At 37.0% G+C, this 23,227-nt stretch carries 20 protein-coding genes; 14 read left to right on the top strand and 6 right to left on the bottom strand.

Going from position 1 to position 23,227, the window contains the following annotated elements; all coding sequences use genetic code 11:
* Window positions 1–236 precede the first annotated feature (236 nt).
* The 4 genes from ACIP9C_RS21060 (at window position 237) to ACIP9C_RS21045 (ending at window position 5,034) form a co-directional block, all read left to right on the top strand.
* Window positions 237–1,382, top strand: coding sequence for a polysaccharide pyruvyl transferase family protein (locus ACIP9C_RS21060; protein WP_401014190.1), 1,146 nt, complete (start codon window positions 237–239; stop codon window positions 1,380–1,382).
* A complete protein-coding gene (locus ACIP9C_RS21055) occupies window positions 1,379–2,479 on the top strand; it encodes a glycosyltransferase (protein ID WP_401014187.1) in 1,101 nt (366 codons plus the stop codon). Before ACIP9C_RS21060 ends, ACIP9C_RS21055 begins: the two co-directional genes overlap by 4 nt.
* Entirely contained in the window at window positions 2,476–4,008 is a 1,533-nt protein-coding gene (gene murJ / locus ACIP9C_RS21050) for a murein biosynthesis integral membrane protein MurJ (RefSeq protein ID WP_401014184.1), read from the top strand. Before ACIP9C_RS21055 ends, murJ begins: the two co-directional genes overlap by 4 nt.
* A 402-nt stretch (window positions 4,009–4,410) precedes the next feature.
* On the top strand, window positions 4,411–5,034 hold the full coding sequence (locus ACIP9C_RS21045) for a TetR/AcrR family transcriptional regulator (protein ID WP_401014181.1): 624 nt from the start codon (window positions 4,411–4,413) through the stop codon (window positions 5,032–5,034).
* Window positions 5,035–5,365: 331 nt separating this feature from the next.
* Here ACIP9C_RS21045 and ACIP9C_RS21040 read toward each other — a convergent pair whose 3' ends face one another.
* On the bottom strand, window positions 5,366–6,754 hold the full coding sequence (locus ACIP9C_RS21040; protein ID WP_401014178.1) for a S41 family peptidase: 1,389 nt from the start codon (window positions 6,752–6,754) through the stop codon (window positions 5,366–5,368).
* 111 nt (window positions 6,755–6,865) lie between these two features.
* Window positions 6,866–8,188, bottom strand: a complete 1,323-nt coding sequence (gene brnQ, locus ACIP9C_RS21035; RefSeq protein ID WP_401014175.1) for a branched-chain amino acid transport system II carrier protein — start codon at window positions 8,186–8,188, stop codon at window positions 6,866–6,868.
* 251 nt (window positions 8,189–8,439) lie between these two features.
* Between brnQ and ACIP9C_RS21030 the strand changes: the two genes are divergently transcribed.
* A complete protein-coding gene (locus ACIP9C_RS21030) occupies window positions 8,440–9,369 on the top strand; it encodes a C40 family peptidase (protein ID WP_401014172.1) in 930 nt (309 codons plus the stop codon).
* 207 nt (window positions 9,370–9,576) lie between these two features.
* Here ACIP9C_RS21030 and ACIP9C_RS21025 read toward each other — a convergent pair whose 3' ends face one another.
* A complete protein-coding gene (locus tag ACIP9C_RS21025) occupies window positions 9,577–10,476 on the bottom strand; it encodes an accessory Sec system S-layer assembly protein (protein ID WP_340820901.1) in 900 nt (299 codons plus the stop codon).
* Window positions 10,476–12,839 carry an accessory Sec system translocase SecA2 gene (gene secA2 / locus ACIP9C_RS21020; RefSeq protein ID WP_401014169.1) on the bottom strand — a complete coding sequence of 788 codons (2,364 nt, stop codon included), beginning with the start codon at window positions 12,837–12,839 and terminating at the stop codon, window positions 10,476–10,478. The genes ACIP9C_RS21025 and secA2 overlap by 1 nt, the downstream gene beginning before the upstream one ends.
* A gap of 225 nt (window positions 12,840–13,064) precedes the next feature.
* Here secA2 and ACIP9C_RS21015 point away from each other — a divergent pair, with 225 nt between their 5' ends.
* Window positions 13,065–14,108 carry a glycosyltransferase family 4 protein gene (locus tag ACIP9C_RS21015; RefSeq protein ID WP_401014166.1) on the top strand — a complete coding sequence of 348 codons (1,044 nt, stop codon included), beginning with the start codon at window positions 13,065–13,067 and terminating at the stop codon, window positions 14,106–14,108.
* A 296-nt stretch (window positions 14,109–14,404) separates the two neighbouring features.
* Here ACIP9C_RS21015 and ACIP9C_RS21010 read toward each other — a convergent pair whose 3' ends face one another.
* Window positions 14,405–15,460: an LCP family protein gene (locus ACIP9C_RS21010; protein WP_401014163.1), complete on the bottom strand. Its 1,056-nt coding sequence runs from the start codon at window positions 15,458–15,460 to the stop codon at window positions 14,405–14,407.
* Window positions 15,461–15,605: 145 nt separating this feature from the next.
* Window positions 15,606–16,241 carry a YigZ family protein gene (locus ACIP9C_RS21005; protein ID WP_401014160.1) on the bottom strand — a complete coding sequence of 212 codons (636 nt, stop codon included), beginning with the start codon at window positions 16,239–16,241 and terminating at the stop codon, window positions 15,606–15,608.
* A gap of 165 nt (window positions 16,242–16,406) precedes the next feature.
* Here ACIP9C_RS21005 and ACIP9C_RS21000 point away from each other — a divergent pair, with 165 nt between their 5' ends.
* The 8 genes from ACIP9C_RS21000 to flgM all read left to right on the top strand — a co-directional run bounded on the left by ACIP9C_RS21000 (window position 16,407) and on the right by flgM (window position 23,223).
* Window positions 16,407–17,555 (top strand): sensor histidine kinase, encoded by a 1,149-nt coding sequence (locus ACIP9C_RS21000; protein ID WP_401014157.1) that lies wholly within the window; start codon window positions 16,407–16,409, stop codon window positions 17,553–17,555.
* Between the two features lie 40 nt (window positions 17,556–17,595).
* Window positions 17,596–18,270, top strand: coding sequence for a response regulator (locus ACIP9C_RS20995; protein ID WP_173479690.1), 675 nt, complete (start codon window positions 17,596–17,598; stop codon window positions 18,268–18,270).
* Between the two features lie 199 nt (window positions 18,271–18,469).
* Window positions 18,470–19,018 carry a DUF4440 domain-containing protein gene (locus ACIP9C_RS20990; protein WP_401014153.1) on the top strand — a complete coding sequence of 183 codons (549 nt, stop codon included), beginning with the start codon at window positions 18,470–18,472 and terminating at the stop codon, window positions 19,016–19,018.
* A 158-nt stretch (window positions 19,019–19,176) separates the two neighbouring features.
* Window positions 19,177–20,019, top strand: a complete 843-nt coding sequence (locus tag ACIP9C_RS20985) for a DegV family protein (protein ID WP_401014150.1) — start codon at window positions 19,177–19,179, stop codon at window positions 20,017–20,019.
* 523 nt (window positions 20,020–20,542) lie between these two features.
* Window positions 20,543–21,616, top strand: a complete 1,074-nt coding sequence (locus ACIP9C_RS20980) for an ATP-dependent helicase ComFA (protein WP_401014147.1) — start codon at window positions 20,543–20,545, stop codon at window positions 21,614–21,616.
* Window positions 21,613–22,203, top strand: a complete 591-nt coding sequence (locus ACIP9C_RS20975; protein ID WP_401014144.1) for a ComF family protein — start codon at window positions 21,613–21,615, stop codon at window positions 22,201–22,203. The genes ACIP9C_RS20980 and ACIP9C_RS20975 overlap by 4 nt, the downstream gene beginning before the upstream one ends.
* 84 nt (window positions 22,204–22,287) lie before the next feature.
* Window positions 22,288–22,701: a TIGR03826 family flagellar region protein gene (locus ACIP9C_RS20970; RefSeq protein WP_173479685.1), complete on the top strand. Its 414-nt coding sequence runs from the start codon at window positions 22,288–22,290 to the stop codon at window positions 22,699–22,701.
* Between the two features lie 261 nt (window positions 22,702–22,962).
* Entirely contained in the window at window positions 22,963–23,223 is a 261-nt protein-coding gene (gene flgM / locus ACIP9C_RS20965) for a flagellar biosynthesis anti-sigma factor FlgM (RefSeq protein WP_173479684.1), read from the top strand.
* The last annotated feature ends 4 nt before the right edge of the window (window positions 23,224–23,227 follow it).

Genomic DNA, 23,227 nt, shown 5'->3' with positions numbered 1-23,227 from the left:
TTGATTCTGCTAGTGTTCGAACCTCTTATAGTAGAGTAGACTTGTGCTGAAGTAAGTAAAAAAAGAAGTAGTACTTTTCTGCTGTTTTATGCTATGAATAATGGCCATAAGGCGGTAGAAACAGGGAGAATCTCGTAGATATTCGAGGCTCCCTTTTTTTTTACTATTTTTAAAAAGAACGAATAAGTGCAATTGTGGTATAATCTCTGTATTAAAAAGTAAAAGGATGTTTTTTAATGAAAATAGGCATTGTGGGGAATTACGGCAATGATAATAATGGTGATGAATCAATATTATACGGCATTCTTCAACAAGTAAAACAAACATTTTCGGTAACGAGTGACGACATTACCGTTTTTAGCAATAACACAAAACAAACATCCGAGCGTTATGGGGTACATAGCTATCCATTGTATTATAAAAAGGGCAATCTATATAAAACGTTTATCCATACGTATAAAAATAACAAACAATATGTATCGAAATTTGACCTCCTCATCATTGGTGGTGGTGGTATTTTAATGGATTTTTATAAACGTGAGGCTCATCTTTATGGAACATACGCAATGATGGCAAAACAAAGTAATATTCCCTACATTATTTACGGATGTGGCGCAGGTCCACTAGATACGATTTCTGGTAAAATAAGTATCCGTGTTATGTGTCGTTATGCAGCAAATATCTCTGTTCGTGATCCTCAGTCTAAAAAACTATTACAAAGTATCGGGGTCAAGAAACCGATTGAAGTGATTGGTGATCCTGCATTTACGTTAAAAGGTGATCGCAAAGATTATGCTGAAAAGCCAAGAAAAATTGGTGTTTCGGCCGTTCCGTATTATAATGCAAACTATTGGCCAGAAGGTAATGTAGCAAAATACGATGCATATGTAACAGGTATGGCGAAAAATCTAGATCAAGTAATTTCTGAGCAAAATGCTCACATTACATTTTTTGCAACGAAATTTCCTCAAGATGTAACAGTGACACAAGATATTCAGAAGAAAATGCAGCATCGTGCACATACAGAAATAATTGAGGGAAATCTTGTACCTGAGCGTTTACTAGAGGTTACGGGCGAGCAAGATATAATAATTGGTACGCGTTTACATTCACTTATTTTGGCGACCAATTCAGAGACTCCCATTATTGCTGTATCCTATCATACAAAAGTGCAAGATTTTATGTCCTTTGTTGGTGCATCAGATCGTTGCTTACAGATGCAGGATATAGAAGATGATGAGAATGCTCTTTCTAAATTAGTTGGTAAACTAAGTAGCAATTGGGAACAGTCAATTGCAGAGACGAAACAAATTGCTACACACATTCATAAAGAGGCCATGTATGGTCAGGAATTAATGAAAAAGGCAGTGACACGTCTATGAAAAAAATACTCGTCATTAGTAATATGTATCCAACATCTGATCATTTATCATTCGGTATTTTTGTAAAAAACCAAGTTACAGCTCTTGAAAAAGCTGGACTAGACGTTGAAATAGCAGTGAATACAAACCCAGCTACAGGCAAGAAAAACACCATTGTCAAATATGCTAAATGGGGATTTTCTACTTTAATGAAGGGTTTAAAAAATCGAAAATCAATCGATGTCACACATGCGCACTATGTGTTTCCTTCAGGGATGTTATCGCTACTTTTAAAGAAAATGTTTGGTATACCGTACATTGTTACTGCTCATGGTGGAGACATTGAACGTATGGCAAAGAAAAGTGCGAGAATTCGCAACTGGACAGCGAGTATTTTACGTGAAAGTGAGCATGTCATTGCAGTAGGTCCTGTGTTAGCACAACAAATTGAGCAAGACTTTGATATAGCTCCCGAAAAAATCTCAGTAGTTAGCATGGGCGTGAATCGTGAAGTATTTTCAAAAGGTAGACAAGCAGAAGTACGTCAACAATTGCAATTAGCCAAAGAGCCTTTTGTTTTTCTTTTTGTAGGAAATGTCATTAAGCAAAAGGGTGTTGAAGAACTACTGCAGGCATTCCAAATGTTAAAAACGAAAGTGGAGCGTCCTATAGAGCTAATTATTGTAGGTTCTAGAAGAGATGAGGGATTTTTCCAATCTTTGCAACCATTCTTCAGTGAAGACGTCAAATTTATAGACCCACTAAAACAACAGGAACTTGTAAAGTGGTTCCAGGCAAGTGATGTCTTCGTATTACCATCACATTTAGAAGGATTCGGGCTTGTAGCATTAGAGGCATTAGCGACAGACACACCTGTTATCGCTTCTAAAGTAGGTGGCCTCGTATCACTACTTGGTGAAGGTGCAGGGCATTTAGTGGAGCCTGAAGACGCAATCGCTTTATCTGAGGAGATGCTGCGTGCAGTGAACACGCCGAAAGAACAATATATGAATCGTGAGGCAGTCGAAAAAGTATTAGACGTTCATGATGAAAAAAATATAACAGCAAGATGTATTGCCATTTATAAGTCGGCCATTAAAGGTAGGGATGACTTATGAATAAATTTATAAAAGTTGTAGGGGCCGTTGCGATCATTAATATCGTTGCCCGTGTATTCGGCTTTTTACGTGAAATGATTATCGGTTACCAATATGGTAGTACACATATTGCGGATAGCATCTTCACAGCTTATACCATTCCGAATTTTTTATATTTAGTAGTAGGTGGGGCTTTTACGACGGCCGTTATTTCGATTTATAATCGGGAAACGACTGACCGAGCACTATTTGTAAAACAATCTTTTACCATTGTATTGTTAACAGTTTCCATTATGACCATCGTTTTGTTAGCTTTAACTAACCCAATTATGGACATATTTAACCAAGATAAAAACACAAAAGATTATACCCAGAATGATTTAGACTTATTGAAAAATCTTTACTTTTGGATGATGCCGTCATCTATATTACTTGTTTTATCTTCTTGGTATAGCGGCTTGCTAAATGTGAATGAAAAATTTCACTTATCAAGCTTTGCCATTTTAATTTACAACGCGATTTTCTTAGTAATTGCAGTTGGATTATCTCTTTGGATCGGACCAATTGGGTACGGTATTAGTGCTTTAGCTAGTGCGGCTATTATGGTGTATTTCTTAATTGTCGGCTATCGTAAATTAGATTCCCATAAAGTTGGTTTTTCATTTGAACAGAATGTGTCCTCAAAGCAACTTTGGATTATGGTTTTACCAATTATGCTCGGAGGAGCGACGATTCAACTTTATGCTTTATTACAGCGTGTATTTGCTGGAATGCTTTCAGAAGGGGCAGTTGCTGCTGTGAACTATTCTTCCAAGCTGATGCAATTCCCGCAAGCTATTTTAATTACAGCTGTTACAACGGTAATTTATCCAATCCTGAGCCAAAAAGAAGCCAACAATGACCTTGCTTCTATTAAGAGCCTGTATTCAAAAGGTTTACATTATCTATTGTTGCTACTTATACCAGTAACAATATATTCTTACTTCTACTCAGAAAACCTTATACAAGTTATATTCCAATATGGTAAATTCGATGCTGACTCGACTGCCATTACAGCACCTGTCTTAGCAATATTCGTGTTATCCATGTATTTCTTAGCTGCGAATACGTACATTACGCGTTTTTACTATGCAAAAGGCGACTCGATGGCACCCGTTATTTTCAGCTTAATTAATGTATTTGGTGTCAATATTGCTGTCATTATGCTAATGGTGGACAATTACGGTGCTGAAGCAATCGCTTGGGGTACATTAATTAGTTCCATTACAAACTATATTATGTTAGTTATTTATGCGATACCTAAGTATGACTTAAAAATGGGTATATTCAGCAAAGAGCTGCATTTTTTCAGAGCGATGCCGCCAATGATTATCATTACGATTGTCATGTATTTCTCAAGTCATTATTTAGTGTTTGAATACAAGTGGTTAACATTCATTGTAGGACTAGCTATTTTTATCGCAGTCTTTGTTGGCTCTTACTTAGTATTTGGTATTAATGAAGTAAAAGAATATATAGATAAGCTGAAAAAGAAGTTATTAAAACAATAAAAAATGAAAAGGCTGTGTAAACAGTCAGATATAAAAATCCATTTTTTATATGTTAAAAATATGCTTATTTTAGACAGATTATCTTTTTAAAAGCATGCCGGGAATACTTCCGGCATGCTTTTTATATTGTATCTAAAGCCTGTGAAGGTACATTTGTAAAGGATGTTCATGATGATTTGGGTGAATCTTTCAATCGATTGTATTTATTTTCAAAAGGCAAGAAAAGTACCAAACATCATATTATTGCTAAAAATGCATAGTGTAATTTTTTGAATTGTATTATAATTAACATTATTCAGGTAGTGAAAAGGAAAATGATGGGTTATTATATGGTATTAACTATTTTAAATACCATAATTAAACAAAATAATGAATATTTATTGATAGAGTAAGGTGACAATTATGGCAAGAGGTAGGAAGATTAATTCGAATGGTGAAAGAAGTAAACAATTATTACTGGAAAAAGCAGTGGAGCTTTTCTCTGAAAGGGGATATTACGCTACGAAAATAAGCGATATAGTGAAAGCGGCAGATGTAACGCAGCCGACATTTTATTTATATTTTAAAAGTAAAGAATCACTCTACAATGATTTGAACATAAGATTTCAACAGGGATTCAATGAAATCATGTGCAATCAAAATGAAGATGTGGAAAAGGGGATAGAGAGCTTTATTCAAATACTAGAGCAAAAGTTATATTTGTTGTTCCTTTATATAATTGAGAATCCAAAGCTAACGAAAATAGGCTTTTTTGAATCTAAACAATCATCATGCGTTAAATCTCAATTGACACAACAATTTATTGAACTAGTTTATCGACATGATTGTGCCCGTCTGTTTCAATTACAAAATATCGATATAAAAATAATAGCAGATAGTTTAGTTGGCTCATTTGAACGTTTAATATTAACAAATTTACTAGAACAAAAAAGCAAGCCGTGTGAACTTGCACGAAATTTAGTGCATGTATTTTTTCTCCTAAAAGAATCTCCCAGTAGTGATAATGGATGTAGCTATACTGAATAATGTCAAAACCCCTCTCCGCATAGCCTGGAGAGGGGTTTTTAATGTAAAGAAACTGTTGATTTCTGCTACGGGCGGACGCTTCCAGCTCAGCACTCTGTATGCCGCAACCCACGCTAACATGCGGTCTGTTGTGTCTTATGTACTGTGCTTTCTCGCAAAAGTCCCCGCCCTTCGCTCCATTCTAATTGTTTGAGTGACTGGCACTTCATATCGCTTCTTGTTCTTTTAAACATTTGCCAAATCAATTCTATTAGAAAAGCGTTTGATTTTCGCAGCAAGCATCTACTTGAAGCAAAGATCAAACGCAATCTATTATGGGGTAGCCCCATTTTTATTTAGTTACTGCTATATGGAGATAAATCCCCTTTTGTAGTTTGCCACCTGTAGGTTTTTGAATAGTTGGATGAACAAGTAGCATATATTCTTGCCCTTCAACTAAAGGATCAGTAGGTGTAATAACTAAGGAATTATCTTTTTCCACCTTTGTTGTAAATGAAATTTCGTCTCCGCCTAAAGCAACTAGCTGTACGCTGCCTACAGGTATTGGTGTAGTGAAAGCTTGTGAAAACTTAACAGTAAACGTTTTAGTAGTAGGCACATTTTTTAAGCTAACTAGTTCTTGATAATCTTTGTATTGCGCTTTAATAGCATCATAGTGAGCTTGGAAAATTGGTGCGGTCTTCGTTTGGATGTTTGGTTTCACACCTACTTCATTAATAGTGTGACCTGCAGGGCCAGTAAATTTACCGACAGTAAGCTTTAAATAACTACCGTCATGCAATTCATAGAAGCCTTGCATTGCCCCTTTACCGTAAGTAGTCTCACCATACAGAATTGCGGATTGTTGATCTTGTAACGAAGCCGCTAGCATTTCAGATGCACTTGCACTATAGCGATTTACTAAAATACGAGTATCTGCTGGGAATTTAACGTTTTGCTGTTTAGCTCGGACTTCGTAAGAGGCATGTGCTTCTTGCAATAAATAAGCGGTTTTTGCCTTTGGGAATAAACCAGTAAGCTGTTCTGCTGTTGCAACATAGCCACCGCCATTATTTTGTAAATCCAAAATAAAAGAAGTAGCACCACGCTGTTTAAGCTGAATCATTGCCTCTTTTACTAGTTGCGCACCATCTTCAGAGAAAGAAGACATTGCTATGTAGCCAACATTACCAAATAATAAAGCAGACTCTACGTTTGGTAGTGTGAATTTTTTACGTGTAATTGTTTTCGTAGATGTGGAACCGTTGTCGTGTAATAGCTTAACCTGTACTTGTGAACCTTCATTACCGATTAGTAGGGAAGAGGCTTCTTCTATCGAGTTACCTACAATGGATTGCCCGTTAATCGCAATAATGATATCTCCAGCCACGACACCGGCCTCAGAGGCTCCACCTTCGTCGATTACTTGCAAAATATGAATACCATCCTCATGTTCCTCAATTACAACACCAATACCAATCGTGGATAGATTGATGCTATTCATAAATTCCTCAAATTCTTGTTTAGAAAAATATGTTGAATAGGGGTCTAACATATTAATGATGTCAGAAATGGTTGTTGCTTTTTGTAGGTCTCCATTAATTTTACCAACATAATTTTCCGTAATAATTTCTTTTATTTCTTCAACAAGTTGCTGGTCGTTATTCGCAGCAGAAGCGTTTGTTAATGGAAAAATGACAAAGCTCAATATGAACAAGAAGGACCATAATACTTTTTTCATAAGACACCTCTTTTCAGAATTATTTACATATATTATACATGAATTTCCATATTGACGTCGAATAAAAACAGACACGTCTATAAATAGAACGTGTCTGTGAGCAATGCGTATTTAGTTTTTCTTGAAAAGCTTATGAATAATGAAGCCTAAAATTGCTCCTATCATTGCAGGTACAAGCCATCCAAGACTCTGTTCGTACAGTGGTAATGTTTTTAGAATATTTTCATAGGAAGTAACTTTAATTTCCATTTGTTTTAAGCCATCGTAAAAACTAACAAAGAATGTCGGGATTAACGCTAAAATATAAACAATTCGTCCACCTTTAAAGAAATGATCGGCAAGCGATAACACCATTAATACCATAGCTAGTGGATAAATAATCAATAGTACCGGAAGTGATGTACTAATGATTGTTGATAATCCAACATTTGTAATGGCTACACTTAATAACGTAAATACAATTAAGAACGTTTTATATGAAATTTGCGGGAATAGCTTATTAAAAAACTGCGCATTGGCTGTCAATAAGCCGACAGCAGTAGAAATACAAGCTAATAAAATGGTAAGCGATAAAATAATACTACCGAAGCTGCCGAAAAGGTATTCTGCAGATTTAGCGATGATGACGCCACCATTATCGGATGTACCAATTGCTCCTATGCTTGTATTGCCGATATAGCCAAGCGAAATATACACGAAGGCTAAACCAATTGCAGCTACAATTCCTGCAAAAATTGTTGTTTTAACTTGTTTTTTAGTGTCTTTCATTCCCATATCGCTTAAGGCTTGTAAAATTACAATACCGAAAACAAGTGCACTTAGGACATCCATCGTTAAATAGCCTTGAACAAAGCCCTCTGAAAATGGTGAAACAGTGTATTTCCCAACAGCCATTCCTGATTCACCCATCGGTGTAATAAAGCTTTTAACAGCTAGTAGTAAAATAACAATTAATAGTGCAGGAGTTAAAATCTTTCCTACACGATCTACTAGTTTAGAAGGATTGAATGCTAAATAAAGTATAAACGCAAAGAATACTACAGATGTAATGAATAGTGGAGCCCAATGTTCTTGTGCTGCCTGTGAAAGAAATGGTGCAATGCCAATTTCATAAGACACAGAGCCAGTACGCGGAACTGCAAAAAATGGCCCGATTGCTAAATAGACAATTGACGTGAATATAATTCCGAATACAGGATGAACACGACTTGCAAGTAGCTGTAAGTCGCCACCTGCTTTTGCAACAGCGACAATAGCAAGTAATGGTAAACCTACACCCGTTATTAAAAATCCAATCATCGATATTGTAATATGTTCACCGGCTTGTTGGCCTAGTAATGGTGGAAAGATAATATTGCCTGCCCCTAGGAACAATGCAAAAAGTAGTAAGCCTACTGCTAAATTCTCTTTGATGAAAATCAAGATGTTTCTCATAAATACTAAAAACTCCTTTATAATTGAAAAAATAAAACTTTCTAAAAATTTTAAATACAGTCATGTATGTTATCATAGGACTATAAAACTTGCAATTATTATACTAATAGTAGATAGTCGGATTCTGTAGTATTCTATAGGATTCATAAATTGTTTGAAAAATAGTCAGTTTTTCCGATTTTTGTTTAGACAGTTCTTTAGTATGATAGACACACAAGGAAATATTCTACCATGAACGGAGGCTATTTGATATGCTAAAATCACAAAAGTGGAGAATTCTCGCTTTAAGCACTATTGCTACTTCATTTTTCGCAATACAGACCGCAGAAGCTGCAACATATACAGTACAAAAAGGCGATACATTATCCAAAATCGCCCAAACACATCAAGTGACAATACAGGACATAAAAAAATGGAATAATCTATCAAAGGATACGATTTATGTAGCCCAAAAACTAGAGATTACGAAGCAGGCGACAACGGAAACAGTAAAACCGTCAAAACCTACAACGGAAACAGTAAAACCGTCAAAGCCAACAACAACTACACCTTCTAAGCCATCGACTGCCGTTCATACAGTTGTTAAAGGTGATACACTTTCAAAAATAGCAAAGCAATACAATGTGACATTAAAAGAGCTTAAAGATTGGAATGGAATAGAGAACGACACGATTTATATTGGACAAGTGTTAAAAATTTCTCCAGTAGCTGTTATACCCGAGGGTGATACAATACATAACAATGTGACTTCAGATACGGGGACTCCTTCAAAAGTAACGAATCAAGATCCCACAGCGAATGGACAAGCTATATACAAAAAAACGGTGGAAATGGCTAATAAATTAATCGGAACACCATATCTTTATGGCGGAAACACACCAGAAGGTCTTGATTGCAGTGGATTTATTTTTTATGCTTTCAATCAAGGCGGTTTGAAAATTGGAAGAGATAGCAGCGAAGGCTATTTCAATAGCAGTACAACGCAAGTGAAAAATCCTGTACCAGGAGACTTAGTATTTTTTGAAAATACGTATAAAGAAGGTATTTCTCATATGGGTATTTACCTAGGAAACAATAAATTTATCCACGCAGGTACGGATGGTGTGGAACTTTCTGATGTTACGTACTCTTACTGGTCAACTAGATTAGTAGCTTATAAACGATTCGATTCAGTGAAATAATAACTAGGCGATTTTTGCATTGCGCAAAAATCGCTTTTTTTGATAGATAGAACGGAACGAATCGCCGATAGGACAGGGAGAACTGCTGTAAAGCTAATTCAAGTGTTTCTCTGACATCCTTCATCCATTTTTGCGGCATCCACCAATCAACGGTTTGTTTACACTAAAAAATCCTTCTTTCTAATAGAAAGAAGGATTTTGTTAATATTATTGTGTTACTCGTGCTGTCCAGCGAGAAAGATCGGCTTGTTGAGCATCAACAAGTTCAGCTGGGAAGATGAATGTCCAAGGTTTTGTTGAGTTCGGTTGGACAGTTAGGATTGGATCCATTGTAAATGAACCTTTTGCAATTTGTTTACCTGTTGCATCGATAATTTCTAATGGTAATTGCTCTAGATTAATCGCTTTGTTGTGACCATTACGGATAAAGATCGAAACATTCAGGTTACCGTTATCAGCAAGTTTTGCTTGTAGACCAGTGAAGTTAACTTCCGTTTCGCCTAACTTTGGTAATGTATTCACGATTTTTGCAAGCTCTTCTTTTTGCGCTGCTGGTAACTGTTGCTCCCATGAAGGGTCTAATTCTAATTGGTGACCACGTAATGAGACAAGGTTAAAGGCAATTTTCCAGCCGTCTTCTGGCACTTCGTCAACTTTAATAGTTGATTTTTCAAATTCAAATACCCATGGACGTGCACTTTCAGCTGGAATTGTGCCAAGTGCTTTAAAATCGAATTTTTTAGATGCTATAAGCTCATCATTTTTATCCATAATGAATAATTCAATTTCACCAAGCTCAATTGCTTCAGCTAATGAAGAACGGAAAAATGCGCGAACAAGCCATTTACCTGTACGTGGCTCATCTTCAATACTAATAGAAGATAGCGATAATTGATTTGGTTTTAATGGCTCTAGCTCATTTGCTAGGAAGTTAAAAATGTATTTTTGCTCCTGTGGTACATCCCATTCAGGGTGGAATGAAAGTTTCGTCACCACATCACGATTGTCACCTTTATTAGTAGAAACTTTCCCTAGTAAATCTTTAGAGTCAATTGTGTTCTCTTGTACGATTTTGTCTGATTTCTTAAAAAATGAAAATAAGCCCATTATTGTACCTCCTGTTGTCCTTCAACCATTTTCATGAAGCCTGTAATTTCGATAATAATAGAACGGCGTAATTCTTGGAAGTTCTTTCCGAATAATTCAAGTCCTTCACGTTGATAAATGCGCATTGGATCTTCCTGTTGGTAATGACGTAAGCCAATACCTTCTTTTAAGTGAGCCATTGATTCTAAATGCTTCACCCAGCCACTATCTAAATAACTCAACATAACTTGTGGAATAACAGCCATTACTTGCTCATTTTCTGCAAATTTCTGCATATGATCAAGGAGTTCTTGTTCAGAAGACTGTATATCAGTTAAAATTTGTTTCACTTTGCCTACTTCACGATCAATCGTAACAGGAGTGATGAATAATGAATTAAGTGAATTTTCCATTTGGTCATAAGCCCATTCTACAGAAGGGAGCTCTTCAGGCGCAGCATCGCGCACTGCAAAATCGACCGTTTCGCTCAACATTTTTTTCAGCTCACCCATTAAATCCTCGCCAGCTAAAATTTTGTCACGTAAACCATAAATAACAGTACGTTGATCATTAATAACATCGTCTAATTTTAAATTGTACTCGCGCATGCCATATTGTGAGCCTTCAACAATACGTTGTGTACGATTGATTAGCTCTTGTACATCTTTGTTTTGAATGACTTCATTTTCATCTACAACCATTTTTGCAGAGAATTTTTCAACCTCTTCTTTTGCATAGCGGCGGAACATATCATCTTCAATAGAGAGAATGAAGCGGCTTTCGCCTACGTCGCCTTGACGGCCAGAGCGACCTCGCAGCTGATTATCAACACGGCGGCTTTCATGCTTCTCGGTACCGATAACATAAAGTCCACCAAGTTCATGGACATCGTCGCCTAGCACGATATCTGTACCACGACCAGCCATATTTGTAGCAACGGTAATACGACCTTTTTGACCTGCTTGAGAGATAAGCTCAACTTCTTGTTCAACCGTTTTAGCATTTAACAATTGGAACTTTAATCCCTCTTTTTTCAAATGATCTGCAACCGTTTCGGATTGTAGAATGGATGTTGTCCCAATTAACACTGGCTGACCTTTTGCATGGCGTCGTTTCGCTTCAGCAGCAACGAATTTATATTTGGCTGCTTGCGTTTTGAAAATCATATCAGGCTGGTCAACACGTTGACGTGGACGGTTTGTTGGAATTTGTATAACTTCCATGCCATACACTTCACGAATTTCTTTTTCCTGTGTTTTCGCTGTACCTGTCATCCCAGAAAGCTTCGGATACATACGGAAATAGTTTTGAATTGTAATTTGTGCCTGTGCTTTATTTTCTTCCGTAATCGTTACGCCTTCTTTTGCTTCGATTGCTTGGTGTAAGCCATCAGAAAGAGAGCGACCTTCTAAAATACGACCTGTGAACATGTCAACAAGCTCGATTTTATCTTCTTTAACAATGTAATCAACGTCACGTTGGAACATAACATGTGCACGAACAGCTTGAATTACATAGTGATAAAGCGTTTGATGTTCTAAATCGTATAAATTATCAACATCGAATGCAGCCTCTACTTTTTCAATGCCTTTATCTGTTAAAGAAGTTGCCTTTGTTTCATCATCGAAATCATAGTCTTCTTCAGCTTTAAAGCGTTTTGCTAACATTGCTGCAATGCGGTGTAATTCATCGTTTGCAGGCATTTTACCAGCAATAATTAATGGTGTTTTTGCTTCGTCAATAAGCACACTATCGACTTCATCGATGATGGCGAAATGATAAGCACGTTGCACTTTATCGGCTAAGCTATGTGCCATATTGTCACGTAAATAGTCGAAACCAAATTCTGTACCAACACCGTACGTAATATCTGCGTTATAAGCTTCCTTTTTTTCAGTTGGCTCCATCATCGGAATATTTAAACCGACTGTTAAACCTAGGAAACGGTGAATTTGACCAACAAGCTCAAAGTCACGTTTAGCTAAATAGTCATTTACTGTAATGACATGAACACCTTTACCTTCTAATGCGCGTACATAAGAGGGCAGTGAAGCGACAAGTGTTTTACCTTCACCTGTAGGCATTTCAGCAATATTGCCTTCTGTTAATACAAGGCCACCAATCAGCTGTACATCAAAATGACGCATACCTAAAACACGCTTTGAGGCTTCGCGTACAACAGCAAATGCGTCTGGGATAATTGATGTTATTGGTTCGCCTTGTTCTAGGCGATCCTTGAAAATAAAAGTCATTTCTCTTAATTCAGCATCTGACTTGTTGACATATTTTTCTTCTAAATGATTAATTTGCTCTACTATTTTATAGTAGCGTTTTAATTGACGAGCACTTGTTTGCTCGTTGTTGCGTTTAAAAATTGAGAACATGAATTTACGCTCCTTTAAAGTTGTCTAAATGCTAGACACCTCATTATTCTATCAAATTTTACGAATGATGACTACATTTGACATTAAGTAATACAAGTAGAATAATAGAGAAAAATGTAAATTGTGAAATGGTGGAAAATGAATAGAAAAAGTATATTTCAGAGCTTGTTCATGCTATAATCAAATTGGATTCAAATGTAGATTATTTTTTTGAGGGGGAGAGACATGCTTTACGTGTCTTTAATAGCAGCATTCGTTGCTTCCATTTTGTTAACTCCACTAGTTAAGCGTTTGGCGTTTAGAATAGGTGCCGTTGACGCGCCAAACTATCGAAAAGTACATGCACGCATAATGCCAAGGCTTGGTGGTCTGGCGATTTTCCTTGCGTTTTTAATAGGGTTGGCATTCATACAGCCACAAGGTGAAAATAGTTTAGCGATTATTATCGGAGCTTGTATTATTGTAGCAACTGGTGTCATTGATGATATGCGCGAAATTTCCGCAAAGGCAAAAATGCTTGGCCAAGTTGTTGCTGCCCTTATCGTTATTTTTGTAGGCGGTATTCAAATTGACTTTATTAACTTGCCATTTGGTGGGCAATTAGATTTCGGTTTCTTAAGTATTCCATTTACTATATTATGGATTGTTGGTATTACAAATGCGATTAACTTAATTGATGGTTTAGACGGTTTAGCTGCAGGTGTTTCTTCTATTGCACTAATCACATTATCAGGTATGGCATTTATAATGGGCGATATGTTCGTATTAGCCTTTGCAGCAATTTTAGCTGCAGCGACAATTGGTTTCCTATTTTATAACTTCCATCCAGCAAAAATCTTCATGGGAGATACTGGGGCACTATTTTTAGGATTTATGATTTCTGTATTAGCATTATTAGGATATAAAAATTTTACGATCATTTCGTTAATTATCCCAGTTATTATGCTAGGTGTACCGATTTCTGATACATTCTTTGCAATTGTTCGTCGCTTACGTATGAAGAAAAAATGGTCAGATCCAGATAAATCGCATTTACATCATCGATTATTGGATATGGGCTTTACACATCGTCAAACAGTACTTATTATTTATGGCATTGCGATGATGTTCGGCTTAGCTGCTATTATCTTCTCAATGGCTAAATTATGGGGAGCAATTTTGCTTATTACGGTTATTTTAATCGCCATTGAAATTTTCGTCGAGATCATAGGACTTGCCGGTAAAAACTATAAACCGCTATTAAATTTCATGCGGATTTTTAATAAATAACATTAGAACCAACCATACTATATTATGGTTGCTCAGACTGAAGACAAACTCAAAGGATTTTGAGTTTGTCTTCAGTCTTTTTTTGTGGAGATTTTTTCATTTATTGCTATCGCGGAAAAACCTTGTTGCTTCGCGGAAATAAGGTCCTAATTCGCGGAATTAATCTCCTAATTCGCGGAATTAATCTCGTGAAACGCGGAATCATCTCCTTGTATCAATTAACTCTTAATCATGAGCAGACAAAAAAACAACCAGTCACCGGTTAAATACCGGCAACTGGTTGTTTCTCAAATACTTTATTGTGCTGACTCGTTAGTAGAACTGTCGTCGCCAGCTGCATTATCTTTATCTGTATTATTATTTGTTAAAGTAGAAGAAGATTTTAAAGCAAGATGGTTTTTAAGAATCTGTGACACATCATCAACTGATTGTTGGTCTAATTGATAGTAGTAAACACCTGTCGACATATCATCGCTACCATCTAAAGTTAACGAATCGATGCGTGGTTTACCTTGTGTTAAATAAGACAGGAATGATTTCATTTCACTAAATGTCATATTTGTTTTCATATTATCGCCAATTGCTTTAATGACATCGTCATACTTTGTAATCGAACCGACTGAAGCTACTTTATTTGTAATAGCTGTTAGAATTTCTTGTTGTCGTATACCACGTTGGATATCATTATCTTGTTTACGTGTACGTGCTAGTGCAAGTGCTTGACTACCACTTAAATGTTGTAAACCTGGTTTAAGATTAATCGTATTACGATCAAATTCATCTTTTTCATGTAAAGCATATGGTACTTCAGCTTCAATGCCACCTAATGCGTCGACAACATCAATAAATGCATTAAAGTTCATGCGCACATAGTAGTCGATTGGAATATCTAGAAGTCCTTCAACCGTTTCAATTGTTGCCAGCGTACCACCTAAAGCATGTGCATGTGTGATTTTATCTTTATAGCCTACCGTAGGAATATAAACGTAAGAATCACGAGGGATGCTTAACATTTTAATCGTTTTTGTATTGTTGTTTAATGTAGCTAAAATCAGTGCATCTGAACGTGAGTGATCAGAACCTTGTCCACGATTTTCGCTATCATCAACACCTACAAATAAAATAGAAACATTATCATGAACTGGTTCTACTTTTTCTTCTCTTAGTGTAGAAACATCGCGACCTTCTAATTCTTCATGTGCTGAGTTTGCAGCGTGTTCGGCTTGCTTTGTAATATAGACTCCGTAGGCCGTAACGCAAATTAGGAAACTAGCAACAAGTAGTAATGCTACTTTTATAATGAAAGAAGCTTTAGAAGACCTCTTTTTCCTTTTTACATTCGTTCTTTTCATGTCTGGTATATTCTCCTCTTGATTTTGGGAATAATTACGTGATTGAACTAAAATTTATTCAAATTAGCACAGTGGCATAACTGAGTAAGTTAGCTCAATATTAAAATTATACTATGGACCTTCAGCATTAGACAATTAAAACTATTTATTTCACAATAAATTCGATAAATTGCGCGCTCTCGAATGAGATGGATGCTTGTCCATTTGTAAGTTCTGTAATCCAATTGTTAAATTGATTTTCTTCCTCTTTTAACACGGAAACAATGATTTCGACACCTTCCAAGTAGCGAATTTCCTCTAATGAGTAAGCGGAGTTACGAATCTCATTTTCTACTTTTCCAAGCCAAGTGTAGTCGATTACAATTTTCATTAGATGGTGTAGCTTGCGTTCGACAACTTGTGCAGCGAGTAAACCCTCTGTTGTTGCCTTACCGTACGCACGAATAAGACCGCCACCGCCCAATTTAATGCCACCAAAGTAGCGTGTGACGACAACGACCGTATCTTTTAAGCCTTGTTTTTTTAACACCTCTAACATAGGGACGCCTGCCGTGCCACTAGGTTCCCCATCATCATTTGCCTTTTGAATATGATCATGCTCCCCAATTATATAAGCAGAGCAATTATGTGTCGCATTATGATGCATTTTTTTTATGCGCTCAATAAACATCATTGCATCCTCTTCGCTTTCAGCGCGTTCTATATAAGTGAGAAAACGAGATTTAGAAATTATGATTTCACTTTCTCCATAGCCTTTTACAGTTAAATAGTTATCTCTCATATGTGTCATTCTCCTTTAATGTAGGGTTGTATGCTATAAATTTCATAAAGAAAAAGCATTAATTTTTATCATTGTGATGCTATAATAGGTTTAGACTTAGATTCTATGAAATTGGTCTTTCAAAATACTATGTGGTAATAAGGACATTAGACTGGGGAGTACACTATGTTTTCAAATGATACCTTCGATTTAAAGTCGCTTGATGACGTATTTAATCGAATGTTAGAAACAATAATGAGCTCTAAAGACGATATTTTCATTATAAGTGAACAAAGCCGTAGAAGCTTTGAAGATATGCAACAAGAGCTAGAAATTGTTCGAAAACAGATTTCAACTGTCATCGATGAAGGCGATGCTTTAGAAAAAAGCACGCAACTTGCTAAGCAAAGACTTGTGTTAGTGAGTAAAGCTTTTGATAATTATACCGAAGAACAAGTTAGAGATGCATATGAAACGGCCCATGATTTTCAATTGAAGCTCTCTGTCATTAGAACACAAGAAAAGCAACTTCGCGACAAAAGAGATGATTTAGAGCGACGTCTAAGAGGATTACTCGATACAATTGAACGTGCTGATCATATTGTCAATCAAGTAAATGTAATTTTAAATTATTTAACTTCTGATTTGAAAAATGTTGGGTTAGCGCTTGAACAAGCGAAAATGAAGCAAGATTTTGGTATACGAATAATCGCAGCGCAAGAAGAAGAGCGAAAACGTTTATCAAGAGAGATTCATGATGGACCAGCCCAAATGTTAGCCAACGTCTTAATGCGTACGGACTTAATTGAAAGAACGTATCGTGAGAAGGGCATTGAATATGCTTTGGCTGAAATTGCTGATTTGAAGAAAACAGTGCGTAATGCGCTATCAGAAGTGCGACGTATTATTTATGATTTACGTCCTATGGCGCTAGATGATTTGGGAATTGTACCGACATTAAAGAAATATTTGTCGACTGTGACCGAATACAATCCTGGTGTTGAAATCCATTTTCAGTCAAGAAGCACAGAACAACGTATTCCATCAAATTATGAGGTATCCATTTTCCGATTAGTGCAGGAATGTGTAACAAATGCTATGAAACACGGGAAATGTAAGGATATTTGGGTAAAGCTTGAATGGTTAAACAATGCGGTAAATATTGTCGTGAAAGATGATGGCGTTGGATTCGACCAGAAAGTCGTAAAAGATCATTCCTTTGGTATTTTAGGAATGAAAGAACGAATTGAAATATTAAATGGTACAATCTCAATTGAAAGTGAGATAAATCGTGGCACCACGGTATTATTTAAAATTCCGTTAGAAGTAGATTAAAGAAAGAAATGTGTTGCAGAATTTTAGGGGGTAAAGACTAATGACGAAGATTATTATTGTAGACGATCACCAGCTATTCCGTGAAGGAGTTAAACGCATCTTAGATTTTGAAGATACGTTTGATGTAATTGCAGAAGGTGACGATGGCACAGATGTTGTAAACTTATACGCAGAAAATCAACCAGATGTTGTTTTAATGGACATCAATATGCCAGGAAAAAATGGTGTAGAGGCAACAGCTGATTTAATTGCAGAATTTCCAGATGCAAAAGTGATCATGCTATCTATCCATGATGACGAAACATATGTAACACATGCACTAAAATCAGGTGCACTTGGCTATATGCTAAAAGAGATGGATGCTGACGAAATCGTAGAAGCGATTAAAGTAGTGGCTAATGGCGGCTCTTATTTACATCCAAAAGTAACAAAAAATTTAGTAGCAGAATTCCGTCGCCTTTCTGAACATGAAAACAAAGGTAATTTCCACCAAACAGAGATTCGTCGTCCATTCCATTTACTAACAAAACGTGAATGTGAAGTTTTACAATTACTAACAGATGGCCAATCTAACCGTACAATCGGTGAGACACTGTTTATTTCGGAAAAAACGGTTAAAAACCACGTTTCAAGCATTTTACAAAAAATGAACGTAAACGACCGTACGCAAGCCGTAGTAACTGCCATCAAAAATGGTTGGGTTGAAGTACGATAACTGCATAGTATAGAATTTAAAGCTGTTTTTAAAAGCTACTTTACCAAATAAAGTAGTTTTTAAGGCAGTTTTTTTGTTGTGCAACATTTTAAATTAAAAGACGTCTTAAGAATGATATAAGCACCTAAAAGTAGAAAATGCGCAACAAAATTCCTACTAATGCATTTATATGCTACAATATTGCGCGGGAGGTTTTATGATGTTAAAGAAAAGTATTCTAGCAGTTTTAACCTTATTAGTGTTAACTGCCTGTGGCAATAAAGATGAAGATTTAACTGCTAAAGAGCGTGCAAAGGTTATTGAAGATGGTACAGTAGGCTTTGAAATGATGGGTGGAGAAGTCGAAAAAGCAACGAATGTACCAGCAAATGAGGAAAAAGCAATTATAGCGGCGTTCGATGAATATATTGCCGCATTCAATGATAAAGACATTCATCGTTATATGAGTACGATATCTAAGAACCCAAAAGGATTTAACTATGATGAAGATAAAGTATTTGCAGAGAAAGTATTTGATCAATCCGATACGAAACGCGATGTTGCAAATGTGACTATTGCGAAGTATGAACAGGAAGAAGCTCAAGTATTTGCCAATGTGACAACGCATTCACTCCAACTTGAGACCAATGTAGAACACGAAAGTGCCGGACGTCAAGTTACGGTATTTGTGAAAGAGGATGGAGCTTGGAAAGTGACGAGCGTCTTTTACATTGGCGATGACTCCAAATCTAGCACGGGCAATCAATAAAGGGGAATCTTTCCCTTTACTATACATAGAAAATGAATGTGAAGTGGACGTCATCGTTTGAACAGCGGTTCAATCCTGATGCAATTACGTTAGGTCGTAATTCAATTCACATTCATTTCTTTTTGAGGTAAACTTGGAACATAGGAGAGTGGACATGAATGAGGACGGCAATCGTAACAGACAGTACTGCATACATTACGCGAGAAGAACGCGCGCGCTTAAACATTCGTATGATTCCGTTAAGTGTAAACATCGCAGGTGAATTATTCGCAGAGGAAGTAGATATTACTGCTTCTGAGTTTTATGATAAAGTACGTGGGGCAAAAGAATTCCCTAAAACAACACAGCCACCAATTGGTGAATTTGCTTCTCTCTTTGAAGAGTTGGCAAATGATTATGACGAAGTAATTTCCATTCATTTATCGAGTGGTATAAGTGGTACATATCAAGGAGCTGTCCAAGCAGGAGAAATGGTGGAAGGTATTGATGTGTACGCATTTGACAGCGAGATTTCTTGCGCTGTTCAAGGCTTTTATGTGCTACGTGCAGCTGAAATGGCGGCAGAAGGTTGCTCGGCACAAGAAATATTAGCAGCATTAGCGGACATGAAGCAGTATATTCGTGCTTACTTCATTGTAGATGACTTAGCGCACTTACAACGTGGGGGACGTCTTTCTTCAGCAGCAGCTTTAATCGGAGGCTTATTACAAGTAAAGCCTGTTTTGCATTTTGTAGATAAGGTAATCGTACCATTTGAAAAAATTCGCACACGTAAAAAAGCACTAAAGCGTGCAGAAGATTTACTAGCTGAAGATGCAAACAAGTATGACAAGATGGATGCAGTAGTCATTCACGGCAACTGCCAAAAAGAAGCCGAGGAATGGTTAACGCAGCTCGCTACGACATACCCAAACGTAAACTTTAAATTGAGCTATTTCGGTCCAGTTATTGGCACACACTTAGGTGAAGGCGCAATGGGACTAGGTTGGACAAAAAAATAATATGAAAAAGTCTCTACAACTTGTTGTAGGGACTTTTTTTATTGTGCTTATGGCGGCGGTTGGTCGATAGCATGGAGAGGTGGAAATCGCCAGTAAACTCTGTGAAATCACCATTATCCGTCGTGGAATCGCCACTAAAGCTCTGCAAATCGCCGGTAAAACCGCGTAAATCGCCAATAACCTGGCAGAACCCCCTGTTAGAACTTTTATCACAAAAAGAAAGGAGCAAATTAGAATGAAATATAAAGGATGGCTGTTGCCTCCTGCGTTGCGGGACTTTCATGAAGGCCGTATATGGTTAAGGGAGCATTCACCTTTTGCAAAACGTGATATACAGTATGCCGTTGATAATAAGTATCTTCATATAATAGGAGGTATTCAAATAACACCACGATTGAAATGTAATCGTTGCTATAATGATAAGCCACAGTACTTTACAATGTTTAATTGCTCAAAATGCCAGCAACAATGTGTGTATTGTAGACATTGCCTGAGCATGGGCAGAGTGAGTAGCTGCACGCAATTGATAAGATGGAGAGGACCGAAAGCATATAGAAAAAGACGGCATACGTTCCAATGGACGGGCCAACTGACGAAACTACAGCAACAGGCAGCTGATGAAATGCTTGAGAGTGTCAAAGCAGGTCGATGTCATTTAATTTCAGCAGTATGTGGGGCTGGGAAGACTGAGCTGCTCTTTCAATCTGTACATTATGCATTGGAAAAGGGGTTACGGGTTTGCATCGCAGCGCCACGAACGGATGTGGTGCTAGAGTTATTTCCGCGCTTTCAAAAGGTTTTTCCTCAAACGGTCATTCATGCTTACTATGGTGGAGCGCCGAAGCAGATCGGTTATGCGCAACTAATTCTGGCAACGACTCACCAGCTATACCGCTTTGAACAGGCATTTGATGTGATGATTGTTGATGAGGCGGATGCTTTCCCTTATTCATTCGATGAAACATTAGCAAGAGCCGTGAAAAAAGCCAAAACTGCAAAAGCCTCAACTTACTTTATTACGGCTACACCGTCACCTTCATTAATCAAAGAGTTTAATCATTGCTCATTTATTCCAAAAAGATATCACAACAAGCCTTTGCAAGTACCGCACTTCAGCTCGCTATGGGGATATGAAAAAAGCTTGAAGCGTGGAAAAATTCCTCGAAAGCTAAAAGAATGGACAGAGGAGCGGCTTACTAAAAAAGAGCCTTTTCTTATATTTTTCTCGAAAGTTGAATTGTTGAAAATTGCAACGCCACTTTTTCAAAGGCTACATGCAAATATTTTAGCCGTTCATGCTGAGGACCCAGAAAGGACCCAGAAAGTACTTCAGCTACGTAATGAAGAAATTCCTGGGTTACTAACGACAACTATTTTAGAAAGAGGTATCACGATAAAAAATGTACAAGTCGCTGTAGTGGGGGCAGAATCGACTATTTTTACTGCAAGTGCATTGATTCAAATTGCTGGACGAGTAGGGCGGCACGAAAATTATGCAGAGGGGGATGTGGTGTTTTTCCATCATGGCATTACAATAGCAATGGATGAAGCACGAGAGAAAATAGTATATAACAATAAAGTAGGGTTCTCGCAATGAATAAAGTAGAAATGTTTTGTTTACTATGTGAACAGCCTTTGCGTATAGTTCCTAGCTGGAAAACACTTTTAATAAGAAACTTTTCACCTTGCCTTTGTGAAAAATGTACCTCCAAATTTGAGCGTTCATCTACAACAACAGCACTTTATCAATATAACGATGCAATGAAGAAGTATTTACATCAATATAAATTTCTCCAAGACGTTGCACTCGCTAAAGTGTTTCGACAGGAGTTACATGCACAATTTAAACATGAAACAGCAACAATTATACCGATTCCTATGCATCCTATTAAGCAACAAGAGCGTACCTTCTCGCATACGGAGGAACTTCTAAATGCTGCAAACACCCCCTATATACAACTATTAGAAAAAACAACAGTAGCAACACAAAGCTCAAAAAATAGGGAGCAACGTATAAAATCAGCTCCACTTTTTCGACTAATGCCTGCAGCACAAGTTGAGCATAAAGATTATCTCCTTTTTGACGATATACAAACTACAGGGACAACACTGCGGCATGCCAAACAGGTTTTACTAGAAGCAGGCGCCCAAAATGTTCGAACCTTCACATTAATTAATGGATGAAAATGCTAAAACATCATGTATAATAGATTACGAATTTAGGATTCGTGTAATTAAATAGTGATCATGCAAGAGGAGGAAGAATAGATGGCTGAGGTTCGAAATTGTCCAAAATGTAATGAGTTTTTTAATTATACAGGGGTCAGAGACGTATGTCATAAATGCGCGCAATCAGAAGAGGAATTATATCAAATTGTTTATCGCTTTTTAAGAAAGCGTGAAAACCGTGCGGCTACAGTAGAACGAATTGTGGAGGCAACTGGTGCTGAAGAGGAGCTATTATATAAATGGGTTCGTAAAGGTCGTTTACAGCCTGCTATGTTCCCGAACTTAGGCTATCCATGCGATAACTGCGGTCATTTAACGACAACAGGGAAACTGTGTACAAAATGCCAAGATGAATTAAAGTCAGATCTTCGCACATTTGAGGCAGCTAAGGAATTCCGTGAAAGTGTAGCTGAGCATGATCGCGTAACATATCATGCAGAACGTAAAAAATAACAAGATGGCACTTGTTGTTTTTTACACTAGAGTTGAGCTTCCTTCACTTACACATGTTCAATGCTCATGCGAATCAGCAAACAAATTGTAATAGGAAATTCAAAATGACGAAGTTAAATTATACACCTTAAAAATGGTCGATAAGTGAAAGTGTGTTAATTTTAAACAAAATTAGCACACTTTTTTATATTTGAAAACTTAACATTGTTGGAGACAATCCGAAATAATAGTAAGATAAGCTTTTAAGATAGGGGGATGAACATGAAAATTACATCGTATGGTGTTAATGCCGTTAACGCATATAAAAATCAAGTACGCAATGTCAAATCTGGCGACAACAAAGCGTCATTTGCTGACAAAATTGAAATTTCAAAAGCGGCGCAAGAAATGCAAGGTGTAACGACGTACAGTACTGAACGTGCTGAACGTGTGCAACAATTAAAGGCAGATATCGATTCTGGCGAATACAAGGTCAATGCTCGCAAAGTTGCTGAAGATATGCTGAAATATTATCGTTTCTAGGAAA

It is taken from the genome of Lysinibacillus sp. NPDC093210 (assembly GCF_044753985.1).
Taxonomy (GTDB): domain Bacteria; phylum Bacillota; class Bacilli; order Bacillales_A; family Planococcaceae; genus Lysinibacillus.
Note: the sequence above shows the minus strand (reverse complement) of the source record. Positions and strands in the feature narration are given on the sequence as shown.

Excerpts from the sequence above, each read along its gene's own strand:
- ACIP9C_RS21060 (WP_401014190.1), top strand. The coding sequence starts at position 237 with ATGAAAATAGGCATTGTGGGGAATTACGGCAATGATAATAATGGTGAT.
- ACIP9C_RS21055 (WP_401014187.1), top strand. The coding sequence starts at position 1,379 with ATGAAAAAAATACTCGTCATTAGTAATATGTATCCAACATCTGATCAT.
- murJ (WP_401014184.1), top strand. The coding sequence starts at position 2,476 with ATGAATAAATTTATAAAAGTTGTAGGGGCCGTTGCGATCATTAATATC.
- ACIP9C_RS21045 (WP_401014181.1), top strand. The coding sequence starts at position 4,411 with ATGGCAAGAGGTAGGAAGATTAATTCGAATGGTGAAAGAAGTAAACAA.
- ACIP9C_RS21040 (WP_401014178.1), bottom strand. The coding sequence starts at position 6,754 with ATGAAAAAAGTATTATGGTCCTTCTTGTTCATATTGAGCTTTGTCATT.
- brnQ (WP_401014175.1), bottom strand. The coding sequence starts at position 8,188 with ATGAGAAACATCTTGATTTTCATCAAAGAGAATTTAGCAGTAGGCTTA.
- ACIP9C_RS21030 (WP_401014172.1), top strand. The coding sequence starts at position 8,440 with ATGCTAAAATCACAAAAGTGGAGAATTCTCGCTTTAAGCACTATTGCT.
- ACIP9C_RS21025 (WP_340820901.1), bottom strand. The coding sequence starts at position 10,476 with ATGGGCTTATTTTCATTTTTTAAGAAATCAGACAAAATCGTACAAGAG.
- secA2 (WP_401014169.1), bottom strand. The coding sequence starts at position 12,839 with ATGTTCTCAATTTTTAAACGCAACAACGAGCAAACAAGTGCTCGTCAA.
- ACIP9C_RS21015 (WP_401014166.1), top strand. The coding sequence starts at position 13,065 with ATGCTTTACGTGTCTTTAATAGCAGCATTCGTTGCTTCCATTTTGTTA.
- ACIP9C_RS21010 (WP_401014163.1), bottom strand. The coding sequence starts at position 15,460 with ATGAAAAGAACGAATGTAAAAAGGAAAAAGAGGTCTTCTAAAGCTTCT.
- ACIP9C_RS21005 (WP_401014160.1), bottom strand. The coding sequence starts at position 16,241 with ATGAGAGATAACTATTTAACTGTAAAAGGCTATGGAGAAAGTGAAATC.
- ACIP9C_RS21000 (WP_401014157.1), top strand. The coding sequence starts at position 16,407 with ATGTTTTCAAATGATACCTTCGATTTAAAGTCGCTTGATGACGTATTT.
- ACIP9C_RS20995 (WP_173479690.1), top strand. The coding sequence starts at position 17,596 with ATGACGAAGATTATTATTGTAGACGATCACCAGCTATTCCGTGAAGGA.
- ACIP9C_RS20990 (WP_401014153.1), top strand. The coding sequence starts at position 18,470 with ATGTTAAAGAAAAGTATTCTAGCAGTTTTAACCTTATTAGTGTTAACT.
- ACIP9C_RS20985 (WP_401014150.1), top strand. The coding sequence starts at position 19,177 with ATGAGGACGGCAATCGTAACAGACAGTACTGCATACATTACGCGAGAA.
- ACIP9C_RS20975 (WP_401014144.1), top strand. The coding sequence starts at position 21,613 with ATGAATAAAGTAGAAATGTTTTGTTTACTATGTGAACAGCCTTTGCGT.
- ACIP9C_RS20970 (WP_173479685.1), top strand. The coding sequence starts at position 22,288 with ATGGCTGAGGTTCGAAATTGTCCAAAATGTAATGAGTTTTTTAATTAT.
- flgM (WP_173479684.1), top strand. The coding sequence starts at position 22,963 with ATGAAAATTACATCGTATGGTGTTAATGCCGTTAACGCATATAAAAAT.